The organism is Rhodocyclus tenuis (genome assembly GCF_014197755.1).
Taxonomy (GTDB): domain Bacteria; phylum Pseudomonadota; class Gammaproteobacteria; order Burkholderiales; family Rhodocyclaceae; genus Rhodocyclus; species Rhodocyclus tenuis.
Genome location: NZ_JACIGE010000003.1, coordinates 1 through 14,457 on the forward strand (window position 1 = coordinate 1; position 14,457 = coordinate 14,457).

The following is a 14,457-nucleotide window of genomic DNA, read 5'->3' on the forward strand; positions in this document are numbered from 1 at the left end:
AACTCTCGCTTGACGTCGCAATTCTGGGTCTCCCCAAAATCACAGTTTTACATCTAGTGCGAGCACTACATCTTTTAGCGCGCAATCCCGAAAGACCGCTCACCTCGACAAGTACCCACACCTATCAATTGTCTCGTTTTTAAAGAGCTGGTTGCGGGGACAGGATTTGAACCTGTGACCTTCGGGTTATGAGCCCGACGAGCTGCCAGACTGCTCCACCCCGCGTCCGTCAGAGAAGCGGAACTATACTACGCTTCTCTACACCTCGTCAACACCGTACTTTCTGATTTCGCTGCCGCGCTTGCTGCGGCTGGAAGTGCGTTGCGACGAGGGGGCGAACTATAGCCTAGGATTCGAGCCAGCGCAAGAGGGAATTCCAGGATTCCTTTTCCCGCTGATAACGCGAACGCGGTGGATCGAAGATGGTCTTGCCGGCGGCAGCGACGTTGACGTAGGACTGAGCGTTGCGCAGGTAGGCGACGATCGGGATGTCGAAGTGCTTGAGAAAGGACTCCAGCATCGCCGCAGCGCGCGTGCGCGGATCGACGCGCATCGCGGCAATGCCGATGCCCCCCGGGCGGCCGCGCATCTCCTGGCGGAGCGTATTGAGAAAGTCCTCGCTGGCCGCCATGTCGAATACCGACGGGACGATCGGAATGAGGACGCGATCTACCGCGCGCAGATAGTTATTGAGCTGATAGCCCTGCAAGCCGGCCGGCGCATCGAGGACCGCCCAGTCAACATCCTGCGGCAAGGAGAAGAGCATTTGCGCGCCGGCGTAATAGCCGCCAACCGGCGCGAGCGTCGCGTCGCGAAACGCCATCCAGCGCAGCGCCGACTGTTGCCGGTCGAGGTCGCAGAGGCTCACGCGCTGCCCGGCATTGGCGAAGTAGCCCGCAAGATTGGTTGCCAGCGTGGTTTTGCCGGCCCCGCCCTTCGGATTGGCAACAAGCACTGATCGCATAAAGCCCACCTGTCTTTCTCGTCTCATGGTTATCGCCGCCCGCCCCATTTACAAGGGAACCATGCAACAACGGAGTTCGGTGAATTCTTGCATGAAGCATCGATCGCGGCCAGAAGCTCGATACCGGAAGATTCCCCGCCTGGCCCGGGCGGCACTGGCTACAATTCGCGCTGCCCTGACCATGAAACAAAAACCCGCCGCAGAGGATTTATGACGACCGATCTTGCAAAGCCACGCCAGGGGATTCAGTCAATCGAAGTAGGTGTTCGCCTGTTGCGTGCACTCGCCGCCAACGGTCGGCCGATGATGTTGCGCGATCTGGCAAAAAACGGCGGCATGGCCGCCGCCAAGGCACACCGCTACCTGGTCAGCTTCATGCGCATGGGGCTGGTTGAGCAGGACGCCAACACCGGCCGCTACGACCTCGGCGGCTTTGCGCTCGAACTGGGACTGGCGAGCCTCGCGCGCATTGACCCGGTTCGCCTGGCGGCGCCGATTCTTGACGACCTGTGTGAACAGATCAGCGAAACGGTGGCGCTGGCGATGTGGGGCAACCACGGCCCGACCTGTGTGCGCTGGATTGAAGCCGGTGGGCCGATCACCGTCACCTTGCGCACCGGCGTCGTATTGCCGCTTGCCAGTTCGGCGACCGGCCGCGCTTTTGCCGCTTTCTATCGTTCGCCGTATGTGAAGCGGCAACTGGAAAAGGAAGTCCGCGCTGCAGCAGAAGCAAGCGGGCGTCCACTCGCTACCGTACAAAAGGAACTGGACGCCCTGATCGAGGAAACCCGCCGGCACGGGATCGCCCGCGCCAGCGGCAGCCTGACTCCCGGCATCAACGGCTTCAGCGCGCCTGTATTCGACCACACCGGCAAGATGGTCGCCGCCATTACCTCGCTCGGGTCGGTGGGCAACTTCGACAACGCTTGGGACAGCCCCCTCGCGGAAAGCATCAAGGCCGCGGCCGCGCTGCTCTCCCGCCGCCTTGGTGCGCCCGCCCCGCCAGAAACCAGTGTCACGGCGGAATCCGGCGTTGCGCAACAGACGATAAGCGATGAGATCGGCAGCGCCAGCACTGCCCGGCGACGACGCAGCAGCAAAACGGATAAACAATGAAACCCGTATAGCCCACCAACCTTGACCAGGGGCTGACAGCTCTTGCCGCCGCCAGCAAGCCCTGATGCCATTAGCGTTCAGGACAGGCCTGCACGTCCGCGAAAACGGCGCATGCCGGCCAAATGCAGGACGCGGAGAAAAACCGCGGATGCGCCGGCAGCAAGCCGAGCCAGTAAGAAAAGTCCACAAACAAAAACCCCGCCAGATCGCGGGGTTTTGGGTACACGAAACGACCAGTAAAAGCTGATGGTGCCCCCGCCCGGAATCGAACCAGGACCTGATGCTTACAAGGCAACTGCACGACCTTCATGCTACGGGGGCACTTGCTGGAATCGGCGCGCATTATAGCTCAGCCCCTGCAGCCGGCAGAAACCTCAAACGGCGGCTTTCGCCAAAGTGCCGTGCTCTTTAGAATGCATTCGTCACCGACGTCAAGCAAACCATGCCACCCAGTCTGACCAACCCCTCTGAAATTGCCCGCGAAACGCTGCGCATGCTCGCCAGCCGACGCATGGCGCCGTCGCCGGACAATTACCGGACGATTTACCAGGAAATCTCCGGCGTCGCACAAGCTGCAAGCGACGTTTTCCCGACACAGGAACTGAAGGCGCTACTCAGCGCGCTACCGAAGGATTCGGCCGAGCAGCAACGTCTTGCCCGGCAGTTCGATCAGGCCATCCGCAATGAGGACTGGAATGAGGCGCGCAAGCTTCTCGTCGATTTCATCAAGACCGTCAGCAGTCGTGCCGACCTGGGATGGGGGGAACTGATCGGCGAAATCCTTCGCCTGTGGGAAACCCATCACGCCGGATTGACCCCGGCGCGCAAACGCGAGGGCCTTGAACACATTCTCGCCAGCGCCGCCAATAACAACGACAACCTGTATTCCCGCTTGCAAGGGCTGATGCGCTCCTGGAAGGCACAAGGCAGCGGCGAAGAACGATCGCTGGTCGACCAGACGATCGGCGCTGACGAGAAGCCTGGTAACGACAGTGCTGCGGCAATCACCGCCGATGCAAAAAGCGTCAGCCGCGCCAGTGAGTTGCTGCCCGAGTTGCGGGAGCTCTTTGCCTACACGCTTGATGGCGTCGTCGCCACGCAATTGAGCGACGCGCCCGAACTTGCTGCCGAAGCGCGCGCGCTTGCCGCCGGCACGCGTGCCACCAGCGATCTGAAGTCTCTCAAGAAACTACAGGACAACCTGCGCCGCTTCGCCTTCCGCTTCGAATTGCTCGCAGAAGACCGGACCGAACTGCGCGCGGGCCTGTTGCACCTGTTGCAATTGCTGATCGACAACGTCAGTGAACTCGTCCTTGACGACCGCTGGCTGAGTGGCCAGATCGCCGCCGTTCAGGAAATCGTCGCCCGACCGATGAACATCCGCGCGATCGACGATGCCGAGCGCCGACTGAAGGAAGTCATTTTCAAGCAGAGTCAGCTCAAACAGGGGCTGACCGAGGCCCGGACAGCACTCAAGAACCTGATCGCCGGCTTCGTCGATCACCTCGCCGAATTCACCGACTCCACCTCGGAATTCCACGACAAGATCGAGTCCTGCGCCAAGCGGATCAGTCAAGCCGAAGGAATCACGCAACTGGAGAGCGTTCTCGATGAGGTGATGAGCGCGACGCGCGCCATCCAGCTCAATGCCCAGCGCTCGCAGGACGAGCTGCGCAGCACGCGCGCACGTGTCGAAGAGGCCGAGCGACGCGTGAACGAGTTGCAGCAGGAACTCGACCGCGCGAGCAATCTGGTCCGCCACGACCAGCTCACCGGAACGCTCAATCGCCGCGGACTGGAAGACGCGTTTGACAAGGAAGCTGCACGCGCGCTGCGCCGCCACGCCCCGCTCTGTGTCGGGCTGCTCGATATCGATAATTTCAAGAAACTGAACGATGTGCTGGGGCATGATGCCGGCGATGCCGCACTGGTTCACTTGGCAACGGTCATCCGCGAAACCCTGCGTCCGCAGGACACTATTGCCCGTTTAGGTGGCGAAGAGTTCATCGTGCTGCTGCCGGAAACCGATCTCGACGCCGCAGCCAAGATACTGCAACGCCTGCAGCGGGAGTTGACGCGTAGATTTTTCTTGCACAACAACGACAAGCTGCTCATCACTTTCAGTGCCGGCGTCACCGAACTGCAGGAAACCGACACGCAGACGAGCGTCACCAAGCGCGCAGACGAGCTGATGTACCAGGCCAAGCAAACGGGGAAGAACCGGGTTGTTGCCGCCTGATCCCGACGGGGCCGGACCCGCCGCACACGGCGCCGGAAGCTGCCGCTACCCAACTGCCAATGGAGGCCTGAAGTCCTCGGCCGAATGGCCGATAGATATCCGAACGCAGGCGGCGAGCGACTCGCGAGTACCATACGCCGGCCAACACCCGATATGGATCAACGGCTTTACGGAGCACCACGAATGACGCAGTCTGGCCCACAGGCTTTGTTCGCATCGATCATGACCTTGGTCAACGCGCGCCAGCTTGCCGCAGCGGAGAACCTTGCCCGAACCGCCGTCGCCGAGCACGCCGAAGACCCGCAGTTGCTGAACGCACTCGGCATGGTGTTGATGGAGCAAGGCAAGGAACTCGACGCCGCTCGCGCGTGTTTTGGCCGGGCGCTGTCTCTCGCGCCCGAGTCTTCCGTGCTCTGGGAAAATCTCGCAGTCGCCTCGCGCCGCCTCGGCGATTTCGAGCTTGCCGCGCGAACTTTCCTGATCGCAGCGGAAAAGCGGAATGGCGCACACGATTTGCGCTTTGAAGCATCGCTCTGCCAACTCAGTTACGGCGACTACGAGACAGCCTGGCCTTTCTACGAAGAACGGCTACGAGCCTTCCCGGAAAGGGTCGTACGTCCCGCCTCGCCGTCCTGGGACGGTAACTATCTCGCCGGACAGCGCCTGCTTGTGCTCTGCGAGCAGGGGCTCGGCGACAGCGTGATGATGGTTCGCTATCTCCCTTTCCTTGCCGCGCAGGGATTGAGCGTCGATATCGCCTGTCCGCCGGCATTGGTGCGACTGATGCGCAGTCTGCCGGGAATCGGCAAAGTCACTGCCATCGGCGAAACCCTGCCGGAACACGATTTCCATGTTCCGATCATGAGCATCCCTGGACTTTTCCGGACCCGCATCGCCAGCATTCCGCAGAACCTGCCGTATCTCGCCCCGCCAGGCGACATTGCCCGGCCGTGGCGCGAGTTACTCGCGGAAAAGGACTGCGGCGTACGCGTCGGTCTGCGCTGGGCAGGCAATCCCGATCACGCGCAAGACCTCGAGCGGTCGTGTCCCGCCACCATGCTGGCACCGCTGCTCGAACTCGACGAAGTGCTGTTCGTCAGCCTGCAGACCGACGACGGCGACCGCGCCAAGGTCGATGCCGATCTCGCAGCCCTGCCCGGCGTCATCGACGCACGCCCCTGGCTGGGCGACATGGCCGACACCGCCGCCTTGCTGCAGGATCTGAATCTCGTCATCTCGGTCGATACCGCAACGCTGCATCTGGCCGGCGCGACGAACCGGCCCGGCTGGGCGATGCTGGCGAGTCCTGGCGACTGGAGATGGGGACGTGGCGGCAGCCTTTCGCACTGGTACCCTTCGCTCAAGCTCTTCCGTCAGGCGCAACGGGGTAACTGGCCTGATCTGGTGCTGCGTATCCGGGAAGAACTGCTAGCTGCCATTCAGGGCTCCGAAACCGAGCAATAAGCAAAACTCACAAGCCAAAGCGGAAACCGTGACCATGTTCGACGACAAGACGATACTAATTACCGGCGGCACAGGCTCTTTCGGCAAAAAATACGTCAAAACCATCCTGGAACGTCATCGCCCGAAAAAGCTGATCATCTATTCGCGCGACGAACTGAAGCAATACGAGATGGAGCAGACCTTCAACGCCGATTGCATGCGCTACTTCATCGGCGACGTGCGCGACCGCGAGCGCCTCGTACAGGCCATGCAAGGCGTCGACTACGTCATCCATGCCGCCGCACTCAAGCAGGTGCCGGCCGCCGAATACAACCCGACCGAGTGCATCAAGACCAACATCTACGGCGCCGAGAACGTCATTCATGCGGCCTTGCGCAACGACGTGCAGAAAGTGATGGCACTGTCGACCGACAAGGCGGCCAACCCGATCAATCTCTATGGCGCCACCAAGCTCGCCTCAGACAAGCTCTTCGTCGCCGCCAATAATATGGCGGGTGGTCACCGGACGTGTTTTTCGGTCGTCCGCTATGGCAACGTCGTCGGCTCAAGAGGTTCGGTGGTTCCGTTTTTCCGCAAGCTTCTTGCGGAAGGCGCAAGCTCACTGCCGATCACCGATGCACGCATGACGCGCTTCTGGATAAGCCTGCAGCAGGGCGTCGACTTCGTGCTCAAGAACTTCGAAAGGATGGCTGGCGGCGAAATTTTCGTACCCAAGATTCCGTCGGTGCGGGTCGTCGATGTCGCCGAAGCGATGGCGCCCGGTCTGCCACACAAAGTCATCGGCATTCGCCCCGGCGAAAAGCTGCACGAAATCATGTGCCCTTCCGACGATTCGCACCTCACGCTCGAGTTTTCGGATCACTATGTCATGCGCCCGACCATTACGTTTTCGTCGCGCAGCAACAACTTCGTCACCAACAAGCTGGGAGAGGACGGAACGCCGGTGGCGCAAGGCTTCGAGTACAACTCGGGAACGAACCCCCACTTTCTTTCGATCGCCGAACTCGGCGAATTCAACCGAAGCGCCGACGACATCTAGTCAATGATCCCCTACGGCCGCCAGCACATCAGCGATGACGACATTGAGGCCGTCGTCGCCGTCCTGCGCTCGGATTTCCTGACACAGGGCCCCGCCGTTCCGCAGTTCGAAGCAGCCTTCGCCGCCGGCTGCGGCGCCCGGCACGCTGTCGCCACCTGCAATGCGACCGCCGCCCTGCACCTGGCCTGTCTGGCGCTCGGGCTCGGCCCCGGCGACCGGCTGTGGACCTCGCCCAACACCTTCGTCGCCTCAGCGAACTGCGCGCGCTACTGCGGCGCCGAGGTCGACTTCGTCGACATCGACCCGCACACCTACAACCTGTCGGTTCCCGTCCTCGCCGCCAAGCTGGCCGACGCGCGTCGCGACGGACGCCTGCCGAAGATCGTCGTGCCGGTGCACTTTGCCGGGCAGCCCTGCGATATGGCCGGCATCCGCGCGCTGGCCGACGAATACGGCTTCGCCATCATTGAGGACGCGTCGCACGCCGTCGGCGCGCGCTACCGCGGCAAGCCGGTCGGCGGCTGCGACTGCAGCGACATCACCGTGTTCAGCTTTCACCCGGTCAAGATCATCACCACCGGCGAGGGCGGCATGGCGACGACCAACGATCCGCGGCTGGCCGAACGCATGGCGCTGCTGCGCAGCCACGGCATCACGCGCGATCCGGCGCAGATGGAAGGCGCGCCCGACGGCGCCTGGAGCTACGAACAGATCGCTCTCGGCTTCAACTACCGGATGACCGACCTGCAGGCCGCGCTCGGATTGAGCCAGTTGCGGCGGCTCGACGACTACGTCGCCCGGCGCACCCAACTGGCGCAGCGTTACGACGCCGCGCTACGGCCATTGCCGGTGACGTGTCCGCGGCAGGCACCCGACAGCGCGTCGAGCTGGCACCTTTACGTGCTGCGCGTCGGCGAGGCCCCCGGCAGCCCCGCGCGCGCCACGCTCTTCGCCGCCCTGCGCGCGCAGGGGATCGGCGTGAACGTGCATTACATCCCGGTGCACACCCAGCCCGACTACCGGCGACTGGGCTTCCGCCGCGGCGACTTTCCCGAGGCCGAACGCTACTACGCGCACGCAATCAGCCTGCCTCTCTTCCCGACAATGAGCGACGCCGATCAGGAGATGGTGATCGCCGCCGTGCGCGCCGCCATCGCCGGCGCGGCGTCGCCGTCCGCCCCTTGCTGAACGGAGCCGCCATGCGCCAGAAAGACGTATTCCTGCACTCCGAAGGCGACGCCTGGTTCGAACGCAACCGTGCCACCTGTGCGCAGATCGACCACGCCGCCGACCCGGTCGTCGCGACGGTGCTCGACATCGCCGGCCAGCGCCCGCCCGGCAGTCCGCCGCTGCGCCTGCTCGAGGTCGGCTGCGGCGAAGGGCGTCGGCTGGCGTGGCTGGCGGCACGGCTCGACGCCGAGGTCCACGGCCTCGACCCGTCGGCGAAGGCCGTCGCCACAGCGCAGGCGCGCGGCGTCGCCGCCCGCCAGGGAACGGCCGACGCCCTGCCGCATGGCGATGCCGCGTTCGACGTGCTGGTGTTCGGCTTCTGCCTCTACCTGTGCGACCCGCAGGATCTGTTCCGGATCGCGCAGGAAGCAGACCGCGTGCTGGCGGATCCGGCGTGGCTGATCATCCACGACTTCCATTCGCCAACGCCGCTGGTGCGCCCGTATCACCACAAGCCGGGCGTGCACTCGCGCAAGATGGATTTCCGCCGGCTGTTCGACTGGCACCCGGCCTACACCTGCTACGCACATCGCGTCAGCGCCCATGGCGGCACTGCCTTCTGCGACGAGCCGCAGGAATGGGTCGCCGTCTCCACGCTGCGCAAGCGCGGGGGCGACCATGCCTAGCCGGCTGGCGCTCGGCACCGTCCAGTTCGGCCTCGACTACGGCGTCGCCAACCGCGACGGCCGCCCCGCACTCGACGAGGTGGCGCGCATCCTCGAGGCTGCGGCTGAGAGCGGCATCGACACGCTCGACACCGCCATCGCCTACGGCGAGAGCGAGGCGCGCCTGGGCGCCATCGGCGTTGCCGGCTGGAAGATCGTCACCAAGCTGCCGGCGGCCCCGGCCGACTGCACCGACCTCGCCGGCTGGGTCGTCGCCGAAGTCGAGGCCTCGCTGCGCCGCCTGCGCGTCGACCGCGTGCACGCGGTACTGCTGCACCGCCCCGAACAGTTGCTCGGCACGAGCGGCCCGGAGCTGATCGTCGGCCTGCAGCGCCTGAAGAACGACGGGCTCGCCGCGAAGACCGGCGTCTCGATCTATGCGCCCGACGAACTCGACGCGCTGTTCGCGATGAGCAAACCCGATCTGGTGCAGTCGCCCCTGAGCCTCTTCGACCACCGGCTGCTCCGCTCGGGCTGGATCGAGCGGCTGGGCGCGCGCGGCGTCGAGGTCCACACCCGCTCGGCCTTCCTGCAGGGTCTGCTGCTGCTGGATGCTAGCGCCCGCCCGGCGTATTTCAACCGTTGGCAGCCGCTCTGGCAGGCGTGGGACGACTGGCTGCGCGCGACGCGGCTGAGTCCGCTGCAGGCCTGCGTGCGTTACGCGCTGTCGGTCGGCGGCAGCGACCGTGTCGTCGTCGGCGTCGATTCCGTCGCCCAACTCCGGCAGATCGTCGCCGCCAGCGAGGAGGGTGCGATTCCGCCGCCCGCCTGGCCGGACATCGACGATGCCGATCTGCTCAACCCCGCTCACTGGAAACTGTCATGAAGGTCGTCGCCATCGTTCAGGCCCGCATGGGCTCCACCCGCCTGCCGAACAAGGTGATGAAGCCGATCGGCGGCACCCCGATGATCGAAGTGCTGCTGTCGCGACTGGCGAAAGCCGGCGAGGTCGACGAAATCGTCGTCGCCACCTCGACCGACGCGCGCAACCTGCCGCTCGTCGAGCACGTGCGCGCGCTCGGCTACGCCTGCGAACAAGGCAGCGAGAACGACGTGCTCGACCGTTACCTGACGTGCGCGCAGCGACACGACGCTGACGTCGTCGTGCGCATCACCGGCGACTGCCCGCTCGTCGACCCGGCGCTGGTCGACGACTGCATCCGCCGCTTCAAGGCCAGCGGCGTCGACTACTTCAGCAACATCGACCCGCCGAGTTTTCCGGACGGCCTCGACATCGAGGTCTTCCGCCGCTCGGCGCTGGAAACCGCCGCCCGCGAAACGCAGCGCACGCACGACCGCGAGCACGTCACGCCCTACCTGCGCGAATCCGGACGCTTCCGCTCCGCCGCACTGCGCCACGATACCGACCTGTCGGCCTGGCGGTGGACGGTCGACGAAGCCAGCGACTTCGAGGTCGCCTGCGCTGTCTTCGCACACTTCGCCCCCGACCGCCACTTCGGCTGGGAACAGGTGCGCGAGCTGCAGCAGGCACAGCCCGGACTGTTTGCCGCCAACGCCGCGCTGGCGCGCAACGAGGGCGCCGCGCTCGGCACCGGCCAGAAGCTCTGGAAACGCGCCAAGCGCGTGATTCCCGGCGGCAATATGCTGCTCTCCAAACGCGCCGAGATGTTCCTGCCCGAGCAGTGGCCGGCCTACTTCAGCCGCGCCCGCGGCTGCCGCGTCTGGGATCTCGACGGCCGCGAATACATCGACATGTCGATCATGGGCATCGGCACCAACATCCTCGGCTACGGCCACCCGGAGGTCGACGCCGCGGTGCGGCAGACCGTCGACGCCGGCAACATGTCGACCTTCAACTGCCCGGAAGAAGTCTATCTCGCCGAAAAACTGGTCGAGCTGCACCCGTGGGCCGACATGGTGCGGCTGGCGCGCTCCGGCGGCGAAGCGAACGCGATCGCCATCCGCATCGCCCGCGCCGCGTCGGGACGCGACAAGGTGGCAATCTGCGGCTACCACGGCTGGCACGACTGGTATCTCTCGGCCAACCTCGCCGACGACAAGAGCCTCGACGGCCACCTGCTACCCGGGCTCGAGCCGAAGGGCGTGCCGCGCGAACTGCGCGGAACGGTGTTCCCCTTCAACTACAACAACTTCGCCGAACTGGAGGCGCTGGTAAACGCGCACGACATCGGCGTCATCAAGATGGAGGTCGTGCGCAACAAGGGGCCGGAAGACAACTTCCTGCACAAGGTGCGCGAACTCGCCAGCGCGCGCGGCATCGTCCTCATCTTCGACGAATGCACCTCGGGCTTCCGCGAAACCTTTGGCGGACTGCACAAGAAATACGGCGTCGAACCGGACATGGCGATGTTCGGCAAGGCGCTCGGCAACGGCTACGGCATCACCGCCACCATCGGCCGGCGCGAGATCATGGAAGCGGCGCAATCGACCTTCATCAGCAGCACCTTCTGGACCGAGCGCATCGGCCCGACGGCGGCGCTGAAAACGCTGGAAGTGATGGAACGCCTGCAGTCGTGGACGACGATCACCGACACCGGCCTCGCTGTGCGCGGCGGCTGGCAGGCGCTCGCCGACAAGTACGGCCTGGCGATCGAGCACTGGGGCCTGCCGGCGCTCACCGGCTTCAGCTTCAAGAGCCCGCAGGCGCTCGCCTACAAGACGCTGATCACGCAGGAAATGCTGCGCCAGGGCTACCTCGCCGGCAACTGCACGTACGTCTGCACCGAGCACACGCCGGAGATAGTCGCCGGATTCTTCGCCGCGCTCGACCCGGTGTTCGCGATGATCCGCGCCTGCGAGGACGGCGACGACGTCATGCAACGGCTCAACGGGCCGCTCTGCCACGCCGGCTTCAAGCGTCTGAACTGAGGTCCGATGGACGTCGTCTTCCGCACCGACGCCGCGCTGCAGATCGGCACCGGCCACCTCATGCGCTGCCTGACGCTGGCCGACCGGCTCAGGCGCGACGGCGCGCGCTGTCGCTTCGTCTGCCGCGCGCATCCCGGCCACCTGCTCGGACTGATCGCCGAGCGCGGCCACGCCGGCATCGCGCTGCCCTACGACCCGGCCGCCGCCGACGCCGGCACGCCGCCACCCGCGCACGCCGCCTGGCTGGGCGCCACCTGGCAGGCGGACGCGCGCGCCACCACCGCGGCGCTCGGCGACGACCGCGTCGACTGGCTGGTCGCCGATCACTACGCGCTCGACGCGCGCTGGGAAGCAGCGCTGCGCCCGCGCTGCCGCGAGCTGATGGTCATAGACGATCTGGCCGACCGCCCACACGACTGCGACCTGCTGCTCGACCAGAACCTCGGCCGCAGCGCGGCCGACTACGCCGGACGCGTTCCCGCTGCCTGCCGGGTGCTTGCCGGCCCGCAGCACGCGCTGCTGCGCCCCGAGTTCGCCGCGTTGCACGAGCGTCTGCCGGCGCGCCGCCGGCCGGCGCGGCTCGGCCACCTGCTGCTCAACATGGGCGGCGTGGACCCGGACAACGTCACCGGCGAGGCGCTCGCTGCCCTGCGCGGCTGCACCTTACCCGACGACTGCCGGATCACCGTAGTCATGGGCCGCAACGCGCCGGCGATAGACGCAGTGCGCGCGCAGGCGGCGCAACTGCCCTGGGCCACCGACCTGCGAGTGAACGTGCCGAACATGGCAAGCCTGATGGCGGACTGCGATCTCGCCATCGGCGCCGCCGGCAGTACCTCGTGGGAGCGTTGCTGTCTTGGACTGCCCGCGCTGCTCGTCGTCCTCGCCGACAACCAGCGGCCAATCGCCGACGCCCTGCAGGCAGCCGGCGCAGCACAGGCGATCGCGCGGGAGACGCTCGCCGCCGAACTGAGGGCATTCCTGCAGCGCGCCGACCTCGGTGCCGTCCTCGACCGTATGCGCGAGAAAGCCGCCGCGATCACCGACGGCCGCGGTACGGCGCGCGTCGCCGGCCACCTCGGCGGATTCGCGGCATGAAGCTGTCGATCCTGTGCAGCGATCCCGCCCATCCAGTGATGCCCTACCTGCAACGCTGGGTGGCAGAAAACGCCGGCCGGCATACGATCAGCCTCGTGCAGCGCAAATCGGAGCTGCCCGGCGGCGAGCTGCTTTTCCTCGTTTCCTGCCGCGAGATCCTGCGCGCCGAGGAGCGCGCGGCGTATCGCGCAAGCCTCGTGCTGCACGCCAGCGACCTGCCGCGCGGACGTGGCTGGAGCCCGCACATCTGGGAGATCGCCGGCGGCGCCGGGTCGATCACGCTCAGCCTGCTCGAGGCCGCAGACGCCGTCGACAGCGGACGCATCTGGCGCAAGCTCGTGATCCCGGTGCCCCAACACGCGCTGTGGGACGAAATCAACGCACGCCTGTTCGCCGCCGAGATCGAGATGATCGATTTTGCCGTCGCCGGCTTCGGGCGCATCGACCCCGTGCCGCAAGCTGACGATAGCGACGCGATGGTCTATCGCCGACGCACGCCGGAGGACAGCCGCGTCGATCCGCACGCCAGTCTGGCCAGCCAGTTCGATAAGATCCGGGTGGCCGACCCGCAGCGCTTCCCGGCGTTCTTCGACCTGCGCGGCCACCGCTACAAACTCATCCTGGAGAAAATCGATGGCCCCGACACTGCGGATTGACGGCCGCGACATCGGCAGTGACTGCCAGCCCTTCGTGATCGCCGAAATGTCGGCCAATCACAACGGCAGCCTCGACCAGGCCCTGCGCCTGATCGAGCAGGCCAAGGCCGCCGGCGCCGACGCGATCAAGATCCAGACCTACCGCCCCGACACCATCACCCTCGACTGCGACCTGCCCGACTTTCGCATCGAGGATGGCCTGTGGGCCGGGCGCACCCTCTACGAACTCTATGAGTGGGCGCACACCCCGTGGGAATGGCATGCGCCGCTGTTCGCGCACGCGCGCCGGCTCGGCATCACCATCTTCAGCTCGCCCTTCGACAGCACCGCCGTCGACCTGCTCGAAGACTTGAACGCTCCGGCCTACAAGATCGCGTCGTTCGAGGCGATCGACCTGCCGCTGATCCGCTATGTTGCCGGTACCGGCAAGCCGATGATCATCTCCACCGGCATGGCCGACGCCGAGGAAATTGCCGAGGCCATCGACGCCGCGCGCGCTGGCGGCTGCCGCGAACTGGCGATCCTGCACTGTGTGAGCGGTTACCCCGCGCCGGCGGCCGACTACAACCTGCGCACCATCCCCGACATGATCGCGCGCTTCGGCCTCGTCACCGGGCTGTCGGACCATACGCTCGACAACAGCACCGCCATCGCCGCCGTCGCGCTCGGTGCGTCCATCATCGAAAAACACTTCACGCTCGACCGCTCGGCGGGCGGACCGGACGACAGTTTCTCGCTGGAACCGGACGCGTTCGCCGCGCTGTGCCGGAGTTCGCGCGTCGCCTGGGAGGCGCTGGGCCGCGTCGACTACACGCGCAAATCGAGCGAACAGGGCAACCTCAAGTTCCGGCGCTCGCTGTATTTCGTCCGCGACCTGCAGGCCGGTGAATTGATCACGGCCGACGCCGTGCGCAGCGTGCGCCCGGGCTTCGGTCTGCCGCCCAAGCACCTCGAGCAGATTGTTGGACGCAAAGCGAGTCGCCCGATCATCAAGAACACCGCCGTCACTCAGGATGCATTCGAGTGATGCGCACTTGAACACGAGAGCTTCGTCGCGAGCTTCGAAGCCCGGATCGCTTCATGCCGAGGGCAGTGAGCGCGCGCTTGCCTGCCAGCAGGAGTCAAAGCCCTACGAA

At 65.5% G+C, this 14,457-nt stretch carries 12 protein-coding genes and 2 tRNA genes; 11 read left to right on the top strand and 3 right to left on the bottom strand.

The window, feature by feature from the left end; translation table 11 throughout:
• Positions 1-148: 148 nt before the first annotated feature.
• Both GGD90_RS05030 and GGD90_RS05035 read right to left on the bottom strand, forming a co-directional pair.
• A tRNA-Met gene (locus tag GGD90_RS05030) sits at positions 149-225 on the bottom strand.
• Between the two features lie 121 nt (positions 226-346).
• A complete protein-coding gene (locus tag GGD90_RS05035; RefSeq protein WP_153115176.1) occupies positions 347-964 on the bottom strand; it encodes a ParA family protein in 618 nt (205 codons plus the stop codon).
• An 87-nt stretch (positions 965-1,051) separates the two neighbouring features.
• On the opposite strand from GGD90_RS05035, the gene GGD90_RS05040 reads away from it, so the two are divergent.
• Positions 1,052-2,080, top strand: coding sequence for an IclR family transcriptional regulator (locus GGD90_RS05040; protein ID WP_228273622.1), 1,029 nt, complete (start codon positions 1,052-1,054; stop codon positions 2,078-2,080).
• 247 nt (positions 2,081-2,327) lie between these two features.
• Here GGD90_RS05040 and GGD90_RS05045 read toward each other — a convergent pair.
• Positions 2,328-2,401, bottom strand: a tRNA-Thr gene (locus GGD90_RS05045).
• A 121-nt stretch (positions 2,402-2,522) separates the two neighbouring features.
• On the opposite strand from GGD90_RS05045, the gene GGD90_RS05050 reads away from it, so the two are divergent.
• The 10 genes from GGD90_RS05050 to pseI all read left to right on the top strand — a co-directional run bounded on the left by GGD90_RS05050 (position 2,523) and on the right by pseI (position 14,348).
• Positions 2,523-4,319 (top strand): GGDEF domain-containing protein, encoded by a 1,797-nt coding sequence (locus tag GGD90_RS05050; protein ID WP_153115177.1) that lies wholly within the window; start codon positions 2,523-2,525, stop codon positions 4,317-4,319.
• A 222-nt stretch (positions 4,320-4,541) separates the two neighbouring features.
• Positions 4,542-5,783, top strand: coding sequence for a tetratricopeptide repeat protein (locus tag GGD90_RS05055; RefSeq protein ID WP_194258223.1), 1,242 nt, complete (start codon positions 4,542-4,544; stop codon positions 5,781-5,783).
• A gap of 34 nt (positions 5,784-5,817) precedes the next feature.
• On the top strand, positions 5,818-6,822 hold the full coding sequence (gene pseB / locus GGD90_RS05060; RefSeq protein ID WP_153115179.1) for a UDP-N-acetylglucosamine 4,6-dehydratase (inverting): 1,005 nt from the start codon (positions 5,818-5,820) through the stop codon (positions 6,820-6,822).
• 3 nt (positions 6,823-6,825) lie between these two features.
• Positions 6,826-8,010, top strand: coding sequence for a UDP-4-amino-4,6-dideoxy-N-acetyl-beta-L-altrosamine transaminase (pseC, locus tag GGD90_RS05065; protein WP_153115180.1), 1,185 nt, complete (start codon positions 6,826-6,828; stop codon positions 8,008-8,010).
• A gap of 11 nt (positions 8,011-8,021) precedes the next feature.
• Entirely contained in the window at positions 8,022-8,678 is a 657-nt protein-coding gene (locus tag GGD90_RS05070) for a class I SAM-dependent methyltransferase (RefSeq protein ID WP_153115181.1), read from the top strand.
• On the top strand, positions 8,671-9,543 hold the full coding sequence (locus GGD90_RS05075; RefSeq protein ID WP_153115182.1) for an aldo/keto reductase: 873 nt from the start codon (positions 8,671-8,673) through the stop codon (positions 9,541-9,543). Before GGD90_RS05070 ends, GGD90_RS05075 begins: the two co-directional genes overlap by 8 nt.
• Positions 9,540-11,567 carry an aminotransferase class III-fold pyridoxal phosphate-dependent enzyme gene (locus GGD90_RS05080; protein WP_153115183.1) on the top strand — a complete coding sequence of 676 codons (2,028 nt, stop codon included), beginning with the start codon at positions 9,540-9,542 and terminating at the stop codon, positions 11,565-11,567. Before GGD90_RS05075 ends, GGD90_RS05080 begins: the two co-directional genes overlap by 4 nt.
• Before the next feature lie 6 nt (positions 11,568-11,573).
• Positions 11,574-12,665 (top strand): UDP-2,4-diacetamido-2,4,6-trideoxy-beta-L-altropyranose hydrolase, encoded by a 1,092-nt coding sequence (pseG, locus tag GGD90_RS05085; protein ID WP_153115184.1) that lies wholly within the window; start codon positions 11,574-11,576, stop codon positions 12,663-12,665.
• Positions 12,662-13,321, top strand: a complete 660-nt coding sequence (locus GGD90_RS05090; protein ID WP_153115185.1) for a UDP-glucuronic acid dehydrogenase — start codon at positions 12,662-12,664, stop codon at positions 13,319-13,321. The genes pseG and GGD90_RS05090 overlap by 4 nt, the downstream gene beginning before the upstream one ends.
• Positions 13,299-14,348: a pseudaminic acid synthase gene (pseI, locus tag GGD90_RS05095; protein ID WP_153115186.1), complete on the top strand. Its 1,050-nt coding sequence runs from the start codon at positions 13,299-13,301 to the stop codon at positions 14,346-14,348. Before GGD90_RS05090 ends, pseI begins: the two co-directional genes overlap by 23 nt.
• Positions 14,349-14,457 lie beyond the last annotated feature (109 nt).